Annotated in this window: 21 protein-coding genes; 2 read left to right on the forward strand and 19 right to left on the reverse strand. The window is 37.3% G+C overall.

Annotated elements, in window-relative coordinates:
• Positions 1-87: 87 nt before the first annotated feature.
• The 9 genes from IGI96_RS01195 to IGI96_RS01235 all read right to left on the reverse strand — a co-directional run bounded on the left by IGI96_RS01195 (position 88) and on the right by IGI96_RS01235 (position 8,160).
• The gene (locus tag IGI96_RS01195; protein ID WP_270288112.1) at positions 88-2,208 is read right to left on the reverse strand and encodes a peptidoglycan D,D-transpeptidase FtsI family protein; all 2,121 of its coding nucleotides are present in this window, start codon (positions 2,206-2,208) and stop codon (positions 88-90) included.
• A gap of 311 nt (positions 2,209-2,519) precedes the next feature.
• A complete protein-coding gene (locus IGI96_RS01200) occupies positions 2,520-3,548 on the reverse strand; it encodes an LCP family glycopolymer transferase (protein ID WP_086338072.1) in 1,029 nt (342 codons plus the stop codon).
• A gap of 185 nt (positions 3,549-3,733) precedes the next feature.
• Positions 3,734-4,543, reverse strand: coding sequence for an ABC transporter permease (locus IGI96_RS01205; protein WP_438784790.1), 810 nt, complete (start codon positions 4,541-4,543; stop codon positions 3,734-3,736).
• 45 nt (positions 4,544-4,588) lie between these two features.
• On the reverse strand, positions 4,589-5,644 hold the full coding sequence (locus IGI96_RS01210) for an ABC transporter ATP-binding protein (RefSeq protein ID WP_086338070.1): 1,056 nt from the start codon (positions 5,642-5,644) through the stop codon (positions 4,589-4,591).
• Positions 5,645-5,813: 169 nt separating this feature from the next.
• On the reverse strand, positions 5,814-6,215 hold the full coding sequence (tagD, locus tag IGI96_RS01215; RefSeq protein WP_008379620.1) for a glycerol-3-phosphate cytidylyltransferase: 402 nt from the start codon (positions 6,213-6,215) through the stop codon (positions 5,814-5,816).
• 163 nt (positions 6,216-6,378) lie between these two features.
• Positions 6,379-6,579: a cold-shock protein gene (locus tag IGI96_RS01220; protein ID WP_005229578.1), complete on the reverse strand. Its 201-nt coding sequence runs from the start codon at positions 6,577-6,579 to the stop codon at positions 6,379-6,381.
• Positions 6,580-6,720: 141 nt separating this feature from the next.
• On the reverse strand, positions 6,721-7,326 hold the full coding sequence (locus IGI96_RS01225; RefSeq protein WP_005236898.1) for a superoxide dismutase: 606 nt from the start codon (positions 7,324-7,326) through the stop codon (positions 6,721-6,723).
• Positions 7,327-7,404: 78 nt separating this feature from the next.
• Positions 7,405-7,866 (reverse strand): GtrA family protein, encoded by a 462-nt coding sequence (locus IGI96_RS01230; protein WP_086338069.1) that lies wholly within the window; start codon positions 7,864-7,866, stop codon positions 7,405-7,407.
• 126 nt (positions 7,867-7,992) lie between these two features.
• Entirely contained in the window at positions 7,993-8,160 is a 168-nt protein-coding gene (locus IGI96_RS01235) for a GtrA family protein (protein ID WP_225001471.1), read from the reverse strand.
• Positions 8,161-8,292: 132 nt separating this feature from the next.
• Between IGI96_RS01235 and IGI96_RS01240 the strand changes: the two genes are divergently transcribed.
• Both IGI96_RS01240 and IGI96_RS01245 read left to right on the forward strand, forming a co-directional pair.
• A complete protein-coding gene (locus tag IGI96_RS01240) occupies positions 8,293-9,102 on the forward strand; it encodes a DUF1189 family protein (protein WP_086338068.1) in 810 nt (269 codons plus the stop codon).
• Positions 9,103-9,128: 26 nt separating this feature from the next.
• Positions 9,129-10,124 (forward strand): phosphoglycerate dehydrogenase, encoded by a 996-nt coding sequence (locus IGI96_RS01245; RefSeq protein ID WP_086338714.1) that lies wholly within the window; start codon positions 9,129-9,131, stop codon positions 10,122-10,124.
• A 70-nt stretch (positions 10,125-10,194) separates the two neighbouring features.
• Here the strand turns inward: IGI96_RS01245 and IGI96_RS01250 are convergent, their stop codons facing one another.
• The 10 genes from IGI96_RS01250 to IGI96_RS01295 all read right to left on the reverse strand — a co-directional run bounded on the left by IGI96_RS01250 (position 10,195) and on the right by IGI96_RS01295 (position 22,013).
• The gene (locus IGI96_RS01250; protein WP_176323951.1) at positions 10,195-11,133 is read right to left on the reverse strand and encodes a glycosyltransferase family 2 protein; all 939 of its coding nucleotides are present in this window, start codon (positions 11,131-11,133) and stop codon (positions 10,195-10,197) included.
• A gap of 57 nt (positions 11,134-11,190) precedes the next feature.
• Complete coding sequence (locus IGI96_RS01255; protein WP_005229567.1) at positions 11,191-11,490, reverse strand: HesB/YadR/YfhF family protein; 300 nt, start codon at positions 11,488-11,490, stop codon at positions 11,191-11,193.
• 11 nt (positions 11,491-11,501) lie between these two features.
• Entirely contained in the window at positions 11,502-12,167 is a 666-nt protein-coding gene (locus tag IGI96_RS01260; protein WP_005229566.1) for a potassium channel family protein, read from the reverse strand.
• Between the two features lie 86 nt (positions 12,168-12,253).
• The gene (locus IGI96_RS01265) at positions 12,254-12,883 is read right to left on the reverse strand and encodes a response regulator transcription factor (protein WP_005229563.1); all 630 of its coding nucleotides are present in this window, start codon (positions 12,881-12,883) and stop codon (positions 12,254-12,256) included.
• A 3-nt stretch (positions 12,884-12,886) separates the two neighbouring features.
• Positions 12,887-13,954, reverse strand: a complete 1,068-nt coding sequence (locus IGI96_RS01270; protein WP_081117280.1) for a sensor histidine kinase — start codon at positions 13,952-13,954, stop codon at positions 12,887-12,889.
• On the reverse strand, positions 13,951-14,682 hold the full coding sequence (gene liaF, locus IGI96_RS01275; RefSeq protein ID WP_005229558.1) for a cell wall-active antibiotics response protein LiaF: 732 nt from the start codon (positions 14,680-14,682) through the stop codon (positions 13,951-13,953). The genes IGI96_RS01270 and liaF overlap by 4 nt, the downstream gene beginning before the upstream one ends.
• Positions 14,683-14,834: 152 nt before the next feature.
• Complete coding sequence (gene greA, locus IGI96_RS01280) at positions 14,835-15,314, reverse strand: transcription elongation factor GreA (RefSeq protein WP_005229556.1); 480 nt, start codon at positions 15,312-15,314, stop codon at positions 14,835-14,837.
• 115 nt (positions 15,315-15,429) lie between these two features.
• Complete coding sequence (gene mltG, locus IGI96_RS01285) at positions 15,430-16,773, reverse strand: endolytic transglycosylase MltG (RefSeq protein WP_086338066.1); 1,344 nt, start codon at positions 16,771-16,773, stop codon at positions 15,430-15,432.
• A 319-nt stretch (positions 16,774-17,092) separates the two neighbouring features.
• Positions 17,093-19,198 carry a GW domain-containing glycosaminoglycan-binding protein gene (locus IGI96_RS01290; RefSeq protein ID WP_438784792.1) on the reverse strand — a complete coding sequence of 702 codons (2,106 nt, stop codon included), beginning with the start codon at positions 19,196-19,198 and terminating at the stop codon, positions 17,093-17,095.
• Between the two features lie 334 nt (positions 19,199-19,532).
• Positions 19,533-22,013, reverse strand: a complete 2,481-nt coding sequence (locus tag IGI96_RS01295) for a glycosyltransferase (RefSeq protein WP_270288425.1) — start codon at positions 22,011-22,013, stop codon at positions 19,533-19,535.
• Positions 22,014-22,181 lie beyond the last annotated feature (168 nt).

Below are 22,181 nucleotides of genomic sequence, written 5' to 3' on the forward strand. Positions count from 1 at the left end.
AATAGCAAGTCTTTCTCACTAAAAGATGGTTTTCTATCCGCATTCTTATAAACTAAAAAAACCGCAGCTTTCACTGCGATTTTTTGTTTATTTCATATACAAGTCGTAATAAGCATCCATGATCTCTTTCGCGATTTGAATATTGGGATGCGTATCGGTGTCTCCTTTTAATTGAGGCATCACGATCGCAATCGCAATATCCGCATCACTGCTTGGCCCGTAGGCAACGATGTTTAAGTTAACTAAGCTGATGGTATTGCCATTACTATCCACGATGGGTGTTTCGGCAGTACCTGTTTTGGCAGAGACTTCCATTTTCGCAGAAGCCAAGCCTTTGGCAGTTGCCCAAGCATCCGTTCCATGAACCGCATCGTAAAAGCCATTTTGGATAATTTGCATTTGGGCATCTGATAAACCAACCTCGTTCAATACCGTTGGTTCGATGTCCTCAATCAGCGAACCTAGTCCGCCTGTTTCATCATTGTCGTAGATTCCGTCAACGATGTGAGGCTGCAATCTTTTGCCACCATTAGCAACAGTTGCTGCATATTGTGCCAGTTGCAGTGTCGTATAAGTATCAAACTGGCCGAATGCTAAGTCGAGGATCTTTCCGCCATCACTGACAGGGTCCATGTTCTCAATGGATGTGCTGATACCAGTTGCTTCTCCTGGTAAATCGATACCTGTTTCAGTTCCCATACCAAAAGAGGCAAAAGAGGAACGGAGTTTTTCGTAGACATCCCCTTGACGATCCACTGTTGGAATCGAGATGCCTGACTGATAATTGATGCCCATCAAACGTAAAGCGACTTGCATCATATAGGAGTTAGAAGAAACTTCCAACGCCTGCTCCGCAGAAAGGTTGCGATTATATGCCCCAGTTGGGTTGAAAATAGAAGCTTTTACATCGGAGCCGATTCTGATTGGTTGATCCAGCAGCACTTCGTTGCCGTTTAAGACGCCGTTTTCCCAACCGGCAGCCAAGGTTCCTGCTTTGACGACGGACCCTGGTACAAAGGAATTAATAAAGGTACCAATGGCATTTTCCTGCATTTCATTTGATCCCGTGTCATGATGATACCCGGACATGGAAAGGACACCGCCGGTTTTCGGGTTTAACGCCACTGCGTATACCCCTGGGGAATACTCTGCTGCACCAGAATCAATCAGTTTTTGAAAATTGTCTTGCAAAATCTTGTCAACTTTCGCTTGAAATTCAGCATCGAGTGTTAAAACCAGATTATCCCCCTTTGCACCTGCAAAGGTTTCTTTTTGACTTTCAATATTGTTGTTGTTGTCAAGCGATATTTCAGAGATGGATTTTGTTCCTTGTAAAACTTCTTCATATTGCTGTTCTAAATAACTACGGCCAACGCGATCATTACGTGCGTAACCTTTTTCTAAGAATTCGTCTAGAACTTCTTCAGGTATTCCTTGTTCTTCACTAGTCACCGTTCCGATCAAACTAGCCAGAGAACTTCCTTCAACGATCTTTCGTGTCCAATCGGTCCCGGTGGAGATTCCTGGTAAATCGACCATGTTTTCAGCAACAACTGCCAATTCTTGGTCAGACACATCCGACGTCTTAATAAAGACCGTACTCAAGGATTGTGCGCTGTTCATCCGCTTGAAAATCGTGGCTGCTTCTAATTCGGCATCTGAGAAATTGATTTCTTCCTCGGTCACTTTCTCAACGGTTGCCGTATATTGTTCAGAAGTACCTAAAGAACGCTCTTCATCACTCAATCGTTCAGTTGCTTTTTCAAGATTGTCTTCATCTGCCAACCAAAAGTCCTTAAGATCTCGATCAGACAAGTTTTTGTCGACTGGCATTTCGATCAACTCGCTCAATTTTTTGGCCGTTTCTAAAAGATCTTGAGCGGTCATTTTGTTTCCCCGGGTAAAAGTGATTGCTGCATTGGCTTGATTTTCCACTAAAGCTTTCCCAGAAGCATCGTAAATCATCCCCCGAGGGGCACTTCCTTTTACTTCCACTACAGATGAAGCTTTCAATTGCTGCTCAATATTTTCGCCATTGACGATCTGTAGATAGCCTAATTGGACAATCAATGATACAAACAAAGCAAAAATAATAAAAAACAAAAAGTTCAATCGAAATGGAACATGAGATTTGCGATACGATTTGGCCTTTGGTTCTTCTGGCCCCTTACGTATCCCTTGGACAACTTTATCTTTCAAATTCTTCATCTCATCTATCCTTCCAATCTATAATGACTACTGTCCTATTTTACCAAAAAATTCGATCTGAAACAGAAAAAACAAAAAATATCCATTAATCCTTAGAAAAAACTATAAAAACTCAACGATATCTGCCAGAATGTTTCACAGATAGATTGTTTCATTTTCACTCTTTCATGAAAAAATTGTTTTTTTTAAGCTTTCTTATGTTTTTTCATTTGTTGATTTCGTGAAACAAGAAATTGATTGATGTTATTGTGGAAAACTAAAAGCAGGAGGACTTTCGGTCACCCTGCTTTTTAGGCTTCTAAAGAAACTAGCTACTCCCCAGTTGTTGAATTTTCTTCTGAGAAGGTCAGACTGTCGTCGTATAACTGATAATTAGGCGATCCGTTAGTATATTCATCGCCTTGGGTCAACCCCTCGTTCGTCGGAAGTTGCAACTGCTCCTTTAACAAATTTTGCGTATGCAACAACTGATTCGTGCCTAATAGCTGATAATATACCCCACCAATCAGTTGTCCTTCCCCTTGTAGCTGCTCTTGCTCGATGGTCGTAAAAGCAGGCATGTAATTCGTGCCGATATCCATCATGTCATTCCAGGTAAGATCCGTCTTCGAATTTTTTTCAACTGCTTTAAGGATATTGCGGTAATTTCCTATTCCCTCCAAGCTCATGACTTTTTGAAGGATTTTCGTCACCACTTCTCTTTGCCTTCTTTGTCGTCCAATATCTCCCTCTGGATCTTGTTTACGCATTCTTGCGTAGGCCAAGCCTGTTTTCCCATCTAAAGTGATTTGTCCTTTAGGGACATGGACACCTTCTAACGTAAAATCGATGGCATTTGTCACTTCGATCCCACCTACTGCATCAATCAAATCCCGCATTCCTTGCATATTGATCGTCACATAATGGTCGATAGGAATGTCTAAAAGATTTTCAACTGAATCCATTGCCATCGCTTCACCACCGAAAGCATAGGCATGATTCAACTTATCGATCGTATTAAAGCCAACGATTTGCGTATAGATATCACGGTCAAGACTAACGATCGTTGACTGCTTTTTCTCAGGATTGACTGTTACCACCATCATGCTATCTGAACGGCCTTGCTCGGTTCGTCCCAACGCCCCTGTATCAATCCCCATTAACAGAATGGAAAATGGATCGCGCTCTTCAATGCTGATCGCTGTTTCTCGTTTGTCTGTTTTACGATCAACAGACTTTGAGATTTGGTTGAATGTAGCATTCGTCTCTTGATAGATCTGCATGCCATAAATCGTTAACCCAATGATTCCAACTACTAACACGACTAAAATACTGACTATTACTTTTTGATAACTCCGCATCCTGCACCTCGCCAATAAAAAATCACTTATCGAGTAAATTTTCCCACAAAATACAACGTTCAGCAACCGCTATCAAGAATAACTTTCATCCGTAACGCTTCCGTAACTTATTTGAAATAAAGAAAAAATTAAAAACAAATAAAGTGCGCTCTCTAAGTTAGAGAGCACACGTCAAAACATCATTTTTAAATGTAATCAACAAAACGAGCACGGAACTTCATATGCAAATGGCTTCCTAAAATAAGAAGCATCAAAGTTAGACACCAGAATATAAGTGTGTAGGTCGTTTTTTCCCAAACCCATGCTCGAGAAAGGAAAGCATCCCGAAATCCCTCGATTAAATAGTAAATTGGATTTAAGTGTAACACTTTAATTAGCCAATCTGGTAAATTACGATTATTGATATTCCAAATAGGTCCTGAAACATAGAATAATAAACGAAGTACTGATTGTAAGAAAATATGATAATCTCGAACTAGTACTGTTATTGTGGCGTTCAATAGACCAAATGCAAATAAGAAAACAATCATCGCAAGAAAATAATAAATAAATTGCAACCAATAGATACTTGGCGTCACACCAGCTATGAATAACGAACCTACCACGATTGCCACCATAGGAATGTAGGATGATAAATTACTTATAATGTTGATCGATGGTAGAATACTGACTGGAAACTTCATTTTCGCTACCATTCCTACTTGTCGATGAATACTATTCGAGGCTCCTAAGATTGATGCACTAATATAAAACCATGCCGTGATCCCAATCAGCATCCAGATAATAAAAGGTACGCCATCAATATTTCCGTTTTGATTAACACCTAGACCAAAAACCAAGTAATAGATTCCTACTTGAATAGCGGGATTTAAAATCTGCCAAGCTAAACCTAGATAGTGACTCTGATAGGTCGCTTTATCTTCATAACGGGACATCCGAAAAATAATCCCCGCATTTTTAAATTGTTCTTTTATAACTGTAGCAATCTCTTTCACAAACTTCTTCCTTTTCTATTTGAACTAAACAAAGAAACATCTTCTTTATTTGAAAACTTGACTGATCGTTTCAACAGGATTTTTAATTGCGTAAGTAATCGAACGCCCGCTAAAAGAAACCAGCGAGCAGAATATCGTTGCGACTACGACCAAACCTAAGACTCCTTTTGTCGGCCAGCTCATTTTTTCTCCTAGTGGCGTACGTTTCAAGTTTTTCTTGATCATTTGGTCGGAAAGATTTTGTAGTTGTAAAAAATGATCTTCTCGGCTTTTTTCAGCTAATTTGTCCAAGTTAAATGCTTTTTGATCTTCTTTGTATTTATCTTGATAGGCTTTTTGCTCTTTCTTTGGTTGTTTTTTGAACCAATCGATAAATTTGCGGTATTCAGCCATTACTTCTTCAGTAGGACCAAACATCCGTAAATCACCATAGTGCATCCAAATCGTTCGGTCACAAAGTTTTTCTACCTGTCCTAAAGCATGACTAACAAAAAAGATCGTTTTTCCTGCTTCTTTAAATTCCATAATCTTATCCACACATTTTTGATAAAACGTTTCGTCTCCGACAGACAACGCCTCATCAATGACTAAAATATCTGGATCATTATGAACCGCAATAGCAAAGCCTAACCGTGATTTCATCCCACTGGAATAGCTTTTAACGGGTTGATTGATAAAATCACCTAAATCAGCAAAGGCTACTATTTCAGGCATTTTTTCATCAATTTCTTTATTAGTCATTCCAGACATCAATGCTTTGAGCCGAATGTTTTCTAACCCTGTCAGCTGATATTTTAACCCCGCACCGATTGCGATGATTGAGGTATCACCATTTACTTCCATCGTACCGGATGTCGGTGGAATAATGCCACTGATCACGTTCGATAAAGTTGATTTTCCAGAGCCATTGATCCCAATGATCCCCACTGATTCACCAGCTTTCACATCGAAGCTAACTCCTTTTAATGCCCAAAAACGGGGAACATTGCGATGATAGAACTTGAATAGTGCTTTTACTTTGTCAGCTTTCTTTTTATATAAGTCGTATTCTTTCGTCACTAAAGTTGCACGGACTTTGATTTCTTTTTCCACTTTCTTCATCCATTCTCATAGAATTTCTAATTGATCAAGTCAACTCACAAAACATCATACCATATTTTGAGTTCTGAACAAATAATCAATGAAAAACTAGTAATAAATTCTTAAGTTCTTGGAGTTGGTTTCAATAAAAAAAACATCTGTAAAAGATGCTTTTTTAATAACAGTCCTTTTAATTGTTGAGTTTCAAATCTTTTTTGATTTGCGTGGTTGATATTTCTGGTGTCCGTGCTAGATAAATCACTTCAGCATCGGTTTCTTCTTGAATAAAGTCAAACTTTCCTGCCCAATCGTCTCCCATAACAAAGGTATCAACATGGTACTCTTTGACATCAGAAACTTTTTGAGCCCAGCCTTCTTCAGGAATCACTAGATCCACATACCGAATCGCTTCTAATAATTGTTTCCTTTTCTCATAAGAAAAGTAACATTTTTTTTGTTTTTCATTCCAATTAAATTCATCCGTTGACAGTGCTACGATTAAATAATCGCCTTGTTCTTTTGCACGACGCAAAAGATTGATATGTCCATAGTGCAATAAATCAAATGTTCCGTAAGTGATTACTCGTTTCATTCTTATCCCTCTTCGCTTCCTAGTCTTACTAATGTATTGAAGATACCAAATATGGAAAGAAATAGCAAATTAAAAAAGCTGAGTATCTTTTGTGACCTCAAAAATCAAACAATAAAAAATATCTTTTTGAGGCACTTCAGTTACTCAGCTTTTTTGTTCTGATTTAGACTTTGGTTACTTCCGCTGCCTGCGGTCCGCGGGCACCTTCAACGATCGTAAATTCAACTTCTTGTCCTTCTTCAAGCGATTTAAAACCATCTCCTTGAATGGCAGAGAAGTGAACAAATACATCATCGCCACCGTCAACTGTAATAAAACCAAACCCTTTTTCGTTGTTGAACCATTTTACTTTCCCATGTTCCATAGTGTGTAAAGCCTCCAATAATTATAATCCGACGATTCCGTCTATTTCATTATAGCGAAATATGTAAGCGTTAGCAATAACGAAATTTCTTTCCATCAACAAAAAAGAAGCCCTTAGTCAGGCTTCTTCCTAATGGTTTGTTTAAGCTTTTGCGAAATATTCGTTTACTTTGTCCCAGTTAACAACACTCCAGAAAGCATTGATGTAATCTGGACGAACATTTTTGTATTTTAAGTAATACGCATGTTCCCAAACATCTAAACCTAATACAGGTGTTTGACCATCCATCAATGGTGAATCTTGATTTGCGGTTGAAGTGATTGCTAGTTTACCGTCTTTAACGACTAACCATGCCCAACCTGAACCAAAACGTCCAGTTGCAGCAGTTTTAAATTCTTCTTTAAAGTCTTCAAAGCTACCGAAAGCTTCGTCAATTGCCTCTTTGATTGCCCCAGTAGGTTCGCCACCAGCATTTGGGCCTAAGATTTCCCAGAAGAATGTGTGGTTAGCATGGCCGCCGCCATTGTTGCGAACCGCTGTTTGAATGTCTTCTGGTACAGAAGAAAAGTCTGCTAATAATTCTTCAACTGTTTTTTCACCTAATTCAGGATGTTTTTCAATCGCTGCATTTAAGTTTGTTACATAAGTGTTGTGGTGTTTATCATGATGCAAATGCATCGTTTCTTCATCAATATATGGTTCCAATGCATCGTATGCGTAAGGTAAATCTGGTAATGTGTAAGTCATAAAAAAATCCTCCTCAATGATAATGTTTACATAAGTAACATTATCAGACTATCAGACTTTGTTCAAAAAATATGCTTACTAACTTTCATCATTTACTTCAAAATTTTTGATTTCCGCTTGATTAAATATCAGGAATTTACTAAAGAGATAATTAGCGAGAACAACAATGATTTGAGTAACTATCTTTGCTGTTAAATTCGTTGTATTCATTAAATCGATCATAACATACATCACACCCATATCCATTCCAAGGGAGAGTACACGATAAAAAATAAACTTAGCAAATTCAACTAAAAGTTCTAACATACTTTCTGTTTTTGAATGGAACACCCAAACTTTGTTCGTTACAAAAGCAAACAAAACAGAAGCTATCCACGAAATTCCATTTGCTACCAAGTAATGCAGAGAGAGCCATTCTACACAAATAAAATAAGTTACGATATTTACAATTGTGGCAAGACCACCAAAAAAAAGATAAATAAAAAGATTCCATAGTTTTCTTTTTTCTAAAGCCTCTTTAAACCTTAAATAAAATTTCAAAAAGAACACTCCTAATTCATCAAAGCTTTCTTACACTATATTATATCCTATAAATAATTAATATACGAATTTTTTCATAAAATTATCGCTTTATTTTTCTTTTTTTCATAAGATTAAAGAAGACAATCAAACAATCACATTCGCTGTCTGATAATAAAAACCAAACCCTTCACGAAAAATAAGATAGACGACAATATTGACTACGGTGGTCAAACCACCAAAAAATAAATACGTGAGTGGCTCCCACAGTTTTTTTTGTTGTAAGATTTGTTTGTATTCAATAAACTTTTGCATCCATATGCCTACTTTCATTACTTTATTTACTTATTCAATAGATATTTGGCTCTTTTTTTGTGAATTCCTTGTAATCCTAAGAACCCTTCGTTACAATTACTCTAGTTATACCACAAAGGAGTTTATCAGCAAATGACTATCGTCCAACTATTTAAAATTGCTTTTTTTCGAATACCAGAACTAAAATTCGTCAAAAAAGCAGAGTTTTCCAAAGTGATCGTTTTTCTATTAGGTGCAGCCGTGATGATGGCTTTGCCAATTACCATCAATGTCTTAGGCGTCTTTCGTGATGTGCAAGCAGATGGACAAAAAATCGGAGAAACGATTCCTGATTTTACGATCGAAAATGGACAGCTTTCTGCCGCTCCAAATACGAAAGGATTCATCTATCAAACCGATTCGATCATCTTTACTTTTGATCCTGATGGCAATCGTACACCAGCGGATATTGCATCTGATGTCACCGGCTCGGTGATCGCAGTAGGTTTGTTAAAAGATCAGCTGGTCATTCGTATCCCTTCTTCTGGTTTCTCAACGTCTATGTTCGATTCAAACCAATTAGAGTTTGATTATAGTGAACCAGCACTGCGTAATCTTAACGGTCAGGCGATTCGAGAAACCTTATCCAACCAAGCGATCCCATGGCTGATAAAAATCATTGTCTTTTTTGTCGCCTTATATCCCACGTTTGTCAGCTTACTGATCACCTTAATCATGGGAACCTTTATTGCAACGATCTATACGAAATTGAAGCTATTCTCTTATACCTTTTTCGAAAATTTAAAGATTCTCATTGTCTGTGCTGCATTGCCTACACTCATTAGTGTTATTGTACAACTAGCGCTGCCTTCCTTTGATGCTACCACCTTTATTTTGTTTGGTTCCCTATTCTTATTTACACAAGGTGTCAAAGATTCACCAAAAATACAATTAAAAAAATGATCTATGCCATGTTCAATTCATTGAACATGGCTTTTTTCTCATTCTTTGCTACACTTAAGATACAAGGAGGCTTGGCAATGAAAAAAATAATCTTAGCCACTCGCAACTTTCGCGACACTTATGTGGAACAAATGGAAAAAGACTATCAATTTCTCGTCTACTCAAAGGACCAAGCAATTGATTGGTCACAAGTAGAAATCACTATCGGTTGGAAACCAACATGGAACGAACACCTGTTAACCGAAAAAACAAATTTGAAATGGGTCCAAGCGATTTCGGCTGGTGTGGACACCTTGCCATTAAAAGAGTTTGCAAAATACGACATTCTCTTATCAAATGGCAGTGGCATCCACGCAGAATCGATTACAGACCATTTATTGGCTTTGCTCTTTATGGAAAACCGCGGGATTTTCCAAGCAATCCAACAACAAAGAAAACAGCAATGGGCACCGGATACGATTCCTTATGCAAAGCTATCTGATCAAGAGATTTTGATCGTTGGTACGGGACAAATCGGCCAAAGATTAGCCCAAGCATTAACCTTTTTTGGTGTACATCCGATTGGCATTAATACAAGCGGCCATGAGGTGGCGGGTTTTGAAAAAACGTTTGCGTTATCTGACTTACACGCTTGCGCAAAAACCGCCGATTGCATCATCAATATTCTTCCACTGACAGAAGAAACCACACATTTGTATGATGAAGCCTTTTTTGCACAAATGAAGCCTTCCGCTTCATTTTATAATGTCGGTCGCGGTCCTAGCGTGGATACTGCCGCATTAACAAAGGCATTAGAGAAAAAGCAGCTGGCATTTGCCGCACTAGATGTTTTTGAAGAGGAACCTCTACCAGAAAATGATCCACTATGGCATACCGAAAACCTGTTGATTACTCCTCACATCTCAGGACACACGCCCCATTTTCAAAAGGCATTTATGGATATTTTCTTAGCGAATTTCCAACAATTTTTAACGAAACAAGAACTTGTTAAAAATGAGATAAACTTGGAAAAGGGATACTAACAAATTCTTTCCGTAAAAAAAGTGTACAGTTGAAGGCAACCCCTTCAAATTGTACACTTTTATTTTATCATTATTTTTCTTGGTCTTTTTCGGTTTCTTTCAAGAAGTATAAGGGTCTATTTTTAGTCTCTAAGAAAATTTTTCCGATATACTTGCCGATGATCCCTAAACAAAGCAATTGCAATCCACCAACAAATAAGAAGATACTGACCATTGAAGGCCACCCTGATGTCGGATCTCCAAAAATAAAGGTTCTTATCACAATAAAGATCAAAGCAATCAGAGAACCAAAACAGGAAAGCGCACCAATAAACGAGGCGATATTCAAAGGTGTATCTGAAAAATTGACGATGCCATCGATCGAATATTGGAATAGCTTCCAGAATGACCAGGACGTCTCACCCGCTACTCTTTCTCGATTCTCATAGGCGATGTATTCTGTATCAAACCCAACCCAGCTGAAGATCCCTTTTGAAAAGCGATTGTACTCTGACAGCTGTAAAACTGCATCAACCATATTGCGGCGCATCAAGCGAAAATCTCGCGCACCGTTTACCATTTCAGTATCGGCAATTTTGTTGATGATGTTATAGAACGAGTTCGAAAAAAAACTGCGAATCTTTGGCTCACCTTTTCTATCGGCACGTCTCGTACCCACACAGTCAAGCTCTGGTTTACTTCTTAGCAAAGCAAACATTTCAGGTAGTAATGACGGCGGATCTTGTAAATCTGCATCCATTACAGTGACAAAATCGCCTCTAGCAGCTTGTAGCCCCGCATAAAGAGCAGCTTCTTTGCCAAAGTTTCTCGAAAAAGATAGATAGCGAACACTTTCAGGGTGGGCGTGATACAAGTCTCTTAAAACAGACAGAGTTTGATCTGAAGACCCGTCATTAACAAAAATATATTCAAAAGGCATATTTAAGTGTTTCTTCACTTTTTCTGTTTCTTCAAAGAAAATCGGCAAGCTTGCCTCTTCATTAAAACAAGGTACAACAATTGATAACATCGGTTTCATCTCCTAGAGCCAGTCGTGGGAAATCGGTCAGCTAGGACCGAATCCACATTATTTTTTATCTTCGCTAAAATCATATTTCGGTTCATCTAACGTTTCATCATAGTCCACAGTTAGATCATAGCCTTTGAAAAACCATTCGTCTGCTTCATCAATAAAAAAAAGCAAGCCATCAATGGTTTGTTCGACGATCGGACGTTCTGGTTTATCGACTGACATTCCCACGGAAAATCCGTCATGCACTTGTGTTTTGCCATAAATTTTTCCGAAAAAACGAATCCCGCTTCCTTGGTCTACCACCAATTCTTTTTTAAACCATTGCATTGCTTCAGGACTTATTGTTAAGTTCATTTTCTTCACTCCTAATCATTCATATGTTCATCAAGTATATCTACATCATCTGTATTGCCGATCACGAGTAAATTGTCATTTTCACGCACGATCGCCTCTGCATCAGGCGAAACGATCACTTGTCCTGGTCCCCGACGAATCGCAACGACTGTCAGACCATATTTTTGTCGAAAATTCAGCTCAATCAGGGATTTATTGAAAAAGCGTGGATTGGACACGCGAATCTCTGCTAGAGAAAATTCGTCAGATAGTTCAATATAATCTAAAATATTTTTGGAAACAAGATTATGGGCGATGCGAATCCCCATGTCACGTTCGGGATGAACGACACGGTCTGCGCCGAGTTTTTCCAGTACACGGGCATGGTATTCGTTTTGGGCTTTCGCTAAGATATTAGGAACACCCATTTCTTTGACCATCAAGGTCACCAAAATACTAGCTTGAATATCCTCACCAATCGCAACAATGACATGGTCAAAGTTACGGATACCCAATGAGCGTAACGTCATCTCATCTTGTGCGTTGCCGACCACCGCATGGGTGGCGATATTCATGTACTCATTGACACGATCTTCGTTGCTATCGATCGCCAGTACTTCTTGTCCAGATTCAATCAACGTGCGACAAATACTGCCACCAAAACGGCCCAGACCGATTATTGCATAATTTTGCTTCACCACAAACGCTCCTTTTTTACCAGATCATAATTTAGTATAACAAAAACCTCCTCTGCTTGCCATGAGGAGGTATGATTATTAAGACTTTATTTTATTAAACCATGTTTAAAAGCATATATCGTAGCTTGTGTACGATCTTCTACTTCTAATTTTGATAAGATATTTGACACATGTGTCTTCACTGTTTTCAGCGTAATGAAGAGTGCATCCGCAATCTCTTGATTGCTCTTTCCTTCGGCGATTAACAGTAACACTTCTTGTTCCCGATTGGTCAAATCTTCATGTAGGATCGGTGTCCGATTCGTCAAACGATCCATCATTTTCGTGGTGACTTCGGGTTCTAAGACCCGCTCTCCTCGCTGGGTTGCACGAATGGCTTCCGCAATCTCATGAGCAGTAGACGTCTTTAACAGATAACCTGCCGCCCCCGCTTCAATAGCAGGATAGACTTTTTCGTCATCAATAAAACTAGTGACAATAATGATTTTTGCTTCGGGCCAATCATTTAAAATCAATTTCGTAGATTCGATCCCATCCATTTCATCCATCACCAAATCCATCAAAATCACATCTGGACGTAATTCCAATGCCTTTTCATACCCGACTCGACCATTTTCCGCTTCCCCAATTACTTCTATATCGTCTTGAATCGATAGATAAGAAGAAACCCCAAGACGAACCATTTCATGGTCATCAACTAGCAACACTTTAATCATACCTTATGCCTCCTTCAACAGTGGAACTTTAATTTCAATACTGGTTCCTTGATTTTTAAAACTAATAATTTTCAACGTTCCGCCAACGGCACTTACCCGTTCTCGGATATTCATCAAACCATAGCTGCCGGCCTTTTGATCTTGTGGATCAAAGCCAACACCGTCATCGATCACCCGCAACAACACGTTATTATCAATGCGATGCAAGTAAACTTCCAACTCATTGGCCTTGGCGTGACGCAGTGTATTAGATAAGAGTTCTTGGATCACACGAAAGAGTTGATCTTCAATCGAACTAGGCATCGTAAAGTCTTCAATATCCCAAGTCAATAGAATTTTGATTTTGGTCTCTAATTCTTTTAACAATTGCTCGATTCCTTGCTTTAGACTCTTCCCTTCCAAAGTAACAGGTCGTAGATGAAGCAAGAGCGCCCGCATTTCAGATTGCGAAGCATTGATAATGTCTGTGACCATAGCTAACTGTTTCTTTTGGCTTTCTGGCGCATCTGTTCGAATCGCTTGCTCATTTAGTGCAGACATCATCATCATGGCGGCAAACAGCTGTTGAGAAACAGAGTCGTGCAATTCACGAGCCAGACGCTGCCTTTCTGCTTCTAAAATCTCTTCTTTCGTCTGACCATCAACAAACTGCGGTTTCGCATTCAATTGCTGTAATTCCATCGACATCTGTTTCATCTTCGATTGGATACTGGCAATATCACGATCCACATTCGCAATCAAATGGTTTTCAGACGCATGGGGGATTTTTGTTTCTAATAAAGGGCTATCGATATAGCCGCTGGCTAACAGTCTTAACTTTTCTTCCACCGGACCGTATTGACGGTTGCGAAAAAAAGAAATCAGTAAAAAGATAGCTAAAGCAATCAATGCAGATATTACAAGTAAGTGAAAGACGATTGGGATAAAGAAGAGCTTGATTTGAAAGACTTCTATCAGCCAATTATTTTTCCCACTGGCATACAAATAGGAAAACAGCATCAAAATCATGGTGAAAAAACTTGCTAATCCTGCATAAAAAGCGATCATGCCTCTTGAAAATTTCCCGATCATACCCGAATCACCTCAACATCACCAACAAGGGTATTCGTCAAGATTTTCAAACGCCGACTATTTTCGCCATAATCCGGGCTATAGATCGTCACTTTTTCATTTTTCAAGCTCGTTTCTTCGCCTTCAAAGATAACGGAGCCAATAAAAGTACTATGCTCTAATTTGATTGCTACGCCAGCAGGCACTAAAATACGAGTTCTGCCAAAGCCTTTTCGTACGATCACGACGTTTTCTTTCTTAGGCAATAAAGTGTTGCCTAGATCGATAAAAGTGTCCCCAGTCAAGATATCTAAATTGATATCGTCCCATTCATAGACTTGACTGCCGATCCGTTCATTGCCTAACCATTGCTGCTTTTGTTTCAGTGGATGATCAGCTTTGGGTTCTTCAGTTTCAACGATAATCATTTGTTTTTTGCGCCAGAATGAATTTTTAGTTAAGTCGATTCCGGTAATCTCGACTCCTTTTAAACCAATAAATAAAATCGCAAAAATCAGCATCAGCCACAGTGCTGGACTATTTAACAAACTGATCAAAATAGCAATGGAACTTGAGACCATCAAGAAATTTTTAAAATTGCTCTTGCGCTCACTTCGGTTCACAAGGACCAAGCACGTCACACCAAGTATTAATAAAAATAATAATGGCGGATTAGATAAAATTTGCCATACCGCAAAAAGCAGTAAGAGCGCTTCAACAATAAAGAAAAAACGCCAAGGACTTTTCATTCAAGCTCCTCCTCCTAGTAATTCTACTCTATCATACCTGAAAAAAATGGTTTGTCCATCCGTCGCTGGTCCGAAAAAAGACCCTGTTTGATCAAATTCCCTAAAGGAGAATGAACAACAGGGTCAACTAGATTGATCGAGTGATCAAGCAATTAGCTTTTCTTTACTTCTGTGATTCTTACTTGCATATCTCCGCCTGGCGTTGAGATCGTCACTTCATCATTGACTTTTTTCCCAATCAAGGCACGAGCGATTGGTGAATCATTGGAAATTTTACCAGAAAACGGATCTGCTTCAGCACTACCGACGATCATGTACTCTTCTTCGTCACCATCAGGCAACTCAACAAAAATCACTGTTTTTCCGATGGAAACTTCATCAGAGTCTACACCCTCATTATCAATGATCTCTGCAAAACGAATCATATTTTCTAAAGTAGTGATTCGGCCTTCGACAAACGCTTGTTCATCTTTAGCAGACTCATACTCTGAGTTTTCGGATAAATCGCCAAAACTGCGGGCTACCTTGATACGTTCAATGATTTCGCCGCGTTTTACCGTTTTCAATTCTTCTAATTCTTGTTCTAGCTTTTCTTTTCCTTCAAGTGTCATTGGGTAAACTTTTTCTACCATAGTTCTTTTCTCCTTTTAGTAACTTCTAATAAATCGCAAAAGGTAATCTTTTGCGATGAGTCCACAAAAGATTACCATGCTTTTTTTTAAATGTAAACTATAAACCTATGAAAATTTAATTTGAGGTATTGTTTACATATTGTTCCACTAATTGCATATGCTGTTCATAGGTTTCCGCAAAGTAAACTTCTTGGGTATGAATATCAGCAACGAAATAATAGTAGTTGTTCGGTGTTGGATCTAAGACCGCTTGGATCGCTTCTTCACTTGGATTATTGAATGGTCCTGGCCCATATCCGGTATGCACATAAAGATTAAAAGGAGAGTCAACTTGAGTATCTTCATACGTGACTAGCTCTTTGTGCTCACCTAACGCGTATAGAATCGAAATATCCGATTGCAGCGGCATATCAATCGCTAAACGATTGAAGAATACCTGTGCGATATTTTTACGATCTTCTAGCTTACTGCCCTCTTTTTCAACAAGTGATGCCAAAGTAAGGACTTCTTGAACCGTCATTTCTTTTTGAGCGATTTGATCGAAATATTTTGACAAGACTGAATTTGATTTATCCACCATTTGGGTAACGACTTCTTCTAGGGTATTTCCCGTATAGTAGTCGTAAGTTGCTGGGAACAAGTATCCTTCTAGTCGGTAACGCACACCTTGCGCATCGCCGGCACTTGCTAAAAGCTCAGGATAGGTTTCTTTCATTTTTTCAAAGAACTCATCGCTTTCCATCAAAGCTAAGAAATCGTCTTTCGAGATATTCGTTGCTTCCGCTAGAGCATCACCGATTTGATCAACATCAAATCCTTCTGGAATCGTCACTTTTGCATCAGAGGTGACCGAGCCTTCGCCATTTTGCAGCATCTTTGAGATTTGATCCAATGTCATACTAGGAGAAAAATGATAATTTCCTGCTTGAAATCCAGTTAAATTATTGAATTTCGTATAATAGTTAAAAATCATCCCACTTTTAATGATATTGTCTTCTTCCAATATTTCTCCAATTGCTTTGTTGGATGATCCACTAGGAATCTCAACCGCCACCGTTTCGGTATCTTCTGGATTCAACGGCTGCAATCCTGATGCTACATAACGATACATTGAAAATCCTAAAACACCGCCGATGACGAGTAGAGCAAGAACTACGATCAAAACGATCCGATTGACAATCCGATCTTCTTTTTTGCGTTGCTGCTTGCGCAATTGCGTTTCCCCACCTTCAGCTATGGGCACTTCTTCTTCTGCTGCCCTACGACTTGTAGCAGCTTGCTTTGCTTGTTTATTTTTGGTCTTTCCACTTGCAGTTCGCGAACCCACCTCTTCTTGAGGTTGTTGAATAGGACGCTCGTTCAAACCATCGCTTTCTTGGGTTTGATCTGATTGAGGTTGCTTTAAAGCTCCTAATACTTCGTCTTTAAAGGACTTATCCTCTGGATGTTGTTTACTCAAAACAACTCCTCCTAACTTTCGTAATACTGGCTTGTACCATTATACACGAAAGTTAGGAGGAGTGGAATCAATTTTACCGTTGGATTTAATAAACTTTACGATATCACTGAATCTCTTTTCGATAAACAACTTATTCCCATTTGTGTTTGATCATTAATACCTTTTAAAATTTATTATTTCACTCAAATCACCATGAAACTTTGTAATTAAACACATTTTTTAAATGTTATATGAACCAAAAACGTTGTCTCCATCTTATGATCTATTTTGATTCAAGAAAGAAAACAATTACGATTGTTCGTTCTAAAGCTAGTAAAACTTATTCTTTATCCTCCGAAGAAAAGACTATACTACTCGAATCCATCATACTAGATTCTTCAGAGATACTTGGACTAGTTTCTGGTATTGCTTCTGATGAATCTTTTGTTTCTTTTACACTGTCTTTAGATGTAGTAGTTGTTTCCTCAGTCTGTGGCTGTTCACTTACAGATGGAACAGCTTTTAATCCAATGAAGTTTCGAATATCAGCCCATGCAGTCATACTACCATCTACTGTTTGGAATTGATAGTATTCACCACTTGCCGTCTTCGCATAGTTAATTAGCTTCACATCTTTATTCACATAGGCGCTCGTATTACCGATTCGTGTTGCTCCATACGTATTCCATGGGCCTGCATAAATACCATCATACTTGGTTGCTTGGACTTTACTATATTGATTCATTGCTTTTTGTTCGATGATCGTATCGTACATCTTGAAGTTTCGAATATCAGCCCATGCAGTCATACTACCATCTACTGTTTGGAATTGATAATATTCACCACTTGCCGTCTTCGCATAGTTAATTAGCTTCACATCTTTATTCACATAGGCGCTCGTATTACCGATTCGTATTGCTCCATACGTATTCCATGGGCCTGCATAAATACCATCATACTTGGTTGCTTGTACTTTACTATATTGATTCATTGCTTTTTGTTCGATGATCGTATCGTACATCTTGAAGTTTCGAATATCAGCCCATGCAGTCATACTACCATCTACTGTTTGGAATTGATAATATTCACCACTTGCCGTCTTCGCATAGTTAATTAGCTTCACATCTTTATTCACGTAGGCGCTCGTATTACCGATTCGTGTTGCTCCATACGTATTCCATGGGCCTGCATAAATACCATCATACTTGGTTGCTTGGACTTTGCTATATTGGTCCAAAGTCTTACTAGAAAGAATTTTGTCATATAAAGTAAGGGTTCTATAATCAACCCAGCCAACAATCGTCCCATTTGAGTCTTTAAATTTATAGTACTTATCTGTCGCAGTCGATGCTTCTTCAATCACTGTTAATTTTTGACCATTATAATTTGATAGATCGCCAATTTTTGTATAACCAGGCGTATTCCAAGGAACATTATAGATGCCCGAATATTTAAGATCTTTTATTGTAGCATCGCTATCTAATGTTTTACTCGATAATACTTTGCCATATAATTTTATATTCTTTTCAGCTACCCAGCCTAAATAATTAGATCCCTCTTTAACTAAATAATATTTACTGTTGCCTGGCATAGTAACTTCTCGAATTGCATTTAATTTTTTATTAGCATAATTGCTAATATTCCCAGTTATTTTAGAATCAATATTACCTTGAGGTTCAGAAAAAATGTACCCGGTACCAGTCACTAAAGCATCGTTATTTATATTTTCTATCTTCGTAGCAACAGACCCACCAATCTTGTTATATATATAAACAACTAATTCATAGAAATCATACATTGAATAATTATTTGCACTAAAGTATCCCACAGGATCAGTATGATCCGTTCCTCCTAAAAACCTAGTAACTGCATCGTGACTCCAAATAGTTCCTTTCCCATCACTATGAGCATTATCTGGAAACAAATTATATTTTTTTAACATATATGCTGTATAAAAAGCGTCGTTATATACAGATCGATCAAAATTTGAACTAGAAACTCGCACCAATTCTATTTGAATAAATTTGGGATTAGCTTGTCGACCGGCCCCCCAACTGTAATAGTCTGTAGGATGGATTTCAATAATATTATTATGATCAACAAAAGCATGCACAAAAGCATTTTGCCAATTTCTTTTCATATATGCAATCTCATTTTGGATTGTAGAGTTTGAATTTGCAGTTTCATGTATGACAACCCCAGTAGGCAAAGCATATCCATCTTGATAGTTCATCTTATCAAAATTACCAGAATAGTCTTTTTGAATTTTAAGAAATGGGTAGTTTTTACTAATAATCTGCGAGTTTCTCTGACTCCTTAATAATGCAGTGATTTCATCATTAAGAATATTTGAGTCAAATATATCATCCGCATGAGCATTAGTAGGGAGCATTAGTATAGCTACGAACATACATACTTTTAGTAATTTTATAAGTACTTTTTTCATAATACCTCCTTGAATAATTAAAACTAAATTTGATAATCCTATTAGATGCTTACTTTTTAAATTGTACCATAAAACAAATCAAGGCTATAGATTCTAAATAATTTATTTTATATAAATTCATCTGCAATCTATGACTGTCTGGGATTTTATTTCTAAATTCCTTTCAAATTGGTAATTTAATGAACACTCTTTCAAACAACTCTACATAAAAAAAACCTAAGACAGAAAAACTCTATTCTGTCTCAGGTTAAATTCAGTAGTTATACATACCATACTACTTAGTATATGCTGTTACATAGTTAGTTATACCAATCAGTGATTTATGAGTGTTATTCTATTCAATCAATGCATAGAAGCGATTTAATGCGTCTTGATTGTATTGATCCACATTTAATGATGAAGGAATTTTTTCTCCAGCCAAATAGCGATTCATACCGCCCACTAGCCCCTCAACACTATTGTCCACTATCATTCCATTTTGATCTTCCAAAACAGAAATATTTCCTGGAATATCCGTTGCAACAACTGGAATTTGAAGTGCTAGACATTCTAGCAAAGTCATTGGTTGTCCTTCGTGATTTGAAGGAAAGACGAATAAATCACACTTATCTAGTATCTCCATTGCATGTACGGTTTGCCCTACAAAAATAACATTTTTTTCTAAGCCCAATACATATGCTGTGGTCTTAAGTTTTTTCTCTTCTTTTCCAGAACCAATAATATAAAGCTGGTGCTGATCATTTGATTGCATCATAATTTCTTTAAAAGCAAACAATAGTTTTTCTTGATCTTTTTCAGGAGATAACCGACCAATTGTCACAAAGTTTTTGGCATTCTTAGTAGGAGCAGTCACTCCTACTAACATATTTCTTCCAAACTCACTAGCTTCTTCAATAATTAACTTTTCTTCCCCTAGAACCTCTTTGATTGATAGTTGGGGATTATTTCGATGATTGAAAAGGTATTCCTTATCCAATAAATTTGGAACATAAACAAATTTGTCATTTGAAACAAATTTCGAAAGATTTTTTTTGTTCTGTTCCATTGTAAGTTTACCAACGGATGCAATATAATCAAAGTATTTATAGAATTCGAAAATAGTGGTTAAATTTTTCTTATGAACGTATCGACCTTCTACAACTTTATCAAACTCTGCCTGCATGTCATTATGCTGATAAATAATTTTTCTTTTCGCTTTAGAAAATGCCATCATATATGACCAGAACGGAGCGTATCCGCCAAAATCAATAGCTCTATCAACTTGAGTATTCCCCAAAAGCCGTTTCCATTCTCTAGCTACAAATATCTGATGTGTTTTGATATCTTCTACAGAAGAACGGTTAAATAATCTATTATACTTAATCCACTCTGAATAAGTAAGACTTAACCCATTATTTCTATAGACAACATGTGCTTTCTCCGATAATCTACCAATATTTGCCTCAAATTCTTGGTTAACCTTGTTTTTATCAACAATGATTAGATTGTACTTATCATAATCAAAATTTTTGCTTAGATTAATTAAAGAAGAGGTAATCCCATTATTTAATAGCCCTCCGCCATATACAACAACATTCGGTTTGTGATTATCAAAAGAGCGAACATTAACAGCATTATTTCCGTTCATTATAAAGTTTATATACTTCTCTGTTACGTGACCGTCCTCGTGAGAAATATATTTTTCCTTAAAAATAGTTACATTCGGATTAGCATGAAATTTTTCATTATCTGCCGACAAAATAGAATCCACTAATTTTTTCGTTGTAGTACAAATTTCTCCAGGCATTTCATTTAAATCGAAATATAGACCTCTTGAGTGCTCATATTCTTCTTTATCATACATATAAAACAAAATTGGTTTATCTGTAACCAAGTAATCAAAGAAAATACTACTGTAATCAGTAATCAAAATATCTACAAAGTGAAGTAATTCATTGGCATCGATCCAATCTGGTACTAGAAAGATATCATCTAAGGGAATCTCTTTTATAAATTGATAAACTAAAGGATGTACTTTAACAATAAACTGTTTATTACTTCCAGAAATCCCCTGAGAGATCGCGTTCAATCGTTCAACCATATCCGTCGTTGTATCTTGTACTCGACCAGTAATTCCTCTCCAAGTCGGCGCATATAAAACTAACTCTTTATTTAGATCAATGTTATTTTTTTCTAGAAAATTTTTAACAACTTCACTGTTGCTGAAAATACTATCTATTCTGGGATACCCATTTTCTAACACTTTTCCTTTGTAAATGCCATCGATATCATAGGAGTAAACCATTTTTTCTGTAGTAAACGTATTTGGGGATAGTAAAAAATCACTTTGCAAAAAATTTCTTTGAACATTGTAGTTCTGAGCAACATTACCAGCCATTTCTTTTCCTAATGTTTTTAAGGGAGTTCCATGCCAAGTATTTACATATACTTGACCTTCGTTTTTGATGTAATAAGGAGGCAAAGTAACATTACTGTAGATATATTTTGCTACCGTTAAATAGTAATAGTAATCCTTCGTATAAGGTGTTACAAATTTGACATTTTTAAACTTACTGTAATATTTTACGTATTCATTATCTGTGACATCGTTCAAAGACCACACATGAATTAAATGATCATACTCATTACTATTTACTAAATATTTAAATATTGCAAATGGATTATCATTCATTGCTTTTCCATGAAAAGACTCATAAAAAACAATATTGCTTTTCACCTTGTTTCTATTGTAATTTTTAGTGAACTGAGTTCTTCTCGAGAATTCTTCATTTAGCATATTCCTACTGAAGTTTTTAAGTATGCCTTTAAAATCCATTTTTTTTCTCCTTTGTACCAAATACTTTTTCTTGAAGATGATGAAGTGGTGTAGAAAATAAATGCATCACCACATTTATTACAGGTAATAAAACGATATAGATGACAATTCCCGTAAGGAATATAAGTATAGAAATGAAAAATCCATACAACACAATATTTTTACCCG

The organism is Enterococcus sp. DIV0421, assembly GCF_051713745.1.
Lineage (GTDB): Bacteria > Bacillota > Bacilli > Lactobacillales > Enterococcaceae > Enterococcus_D > Enterococcus_D casseliflavus.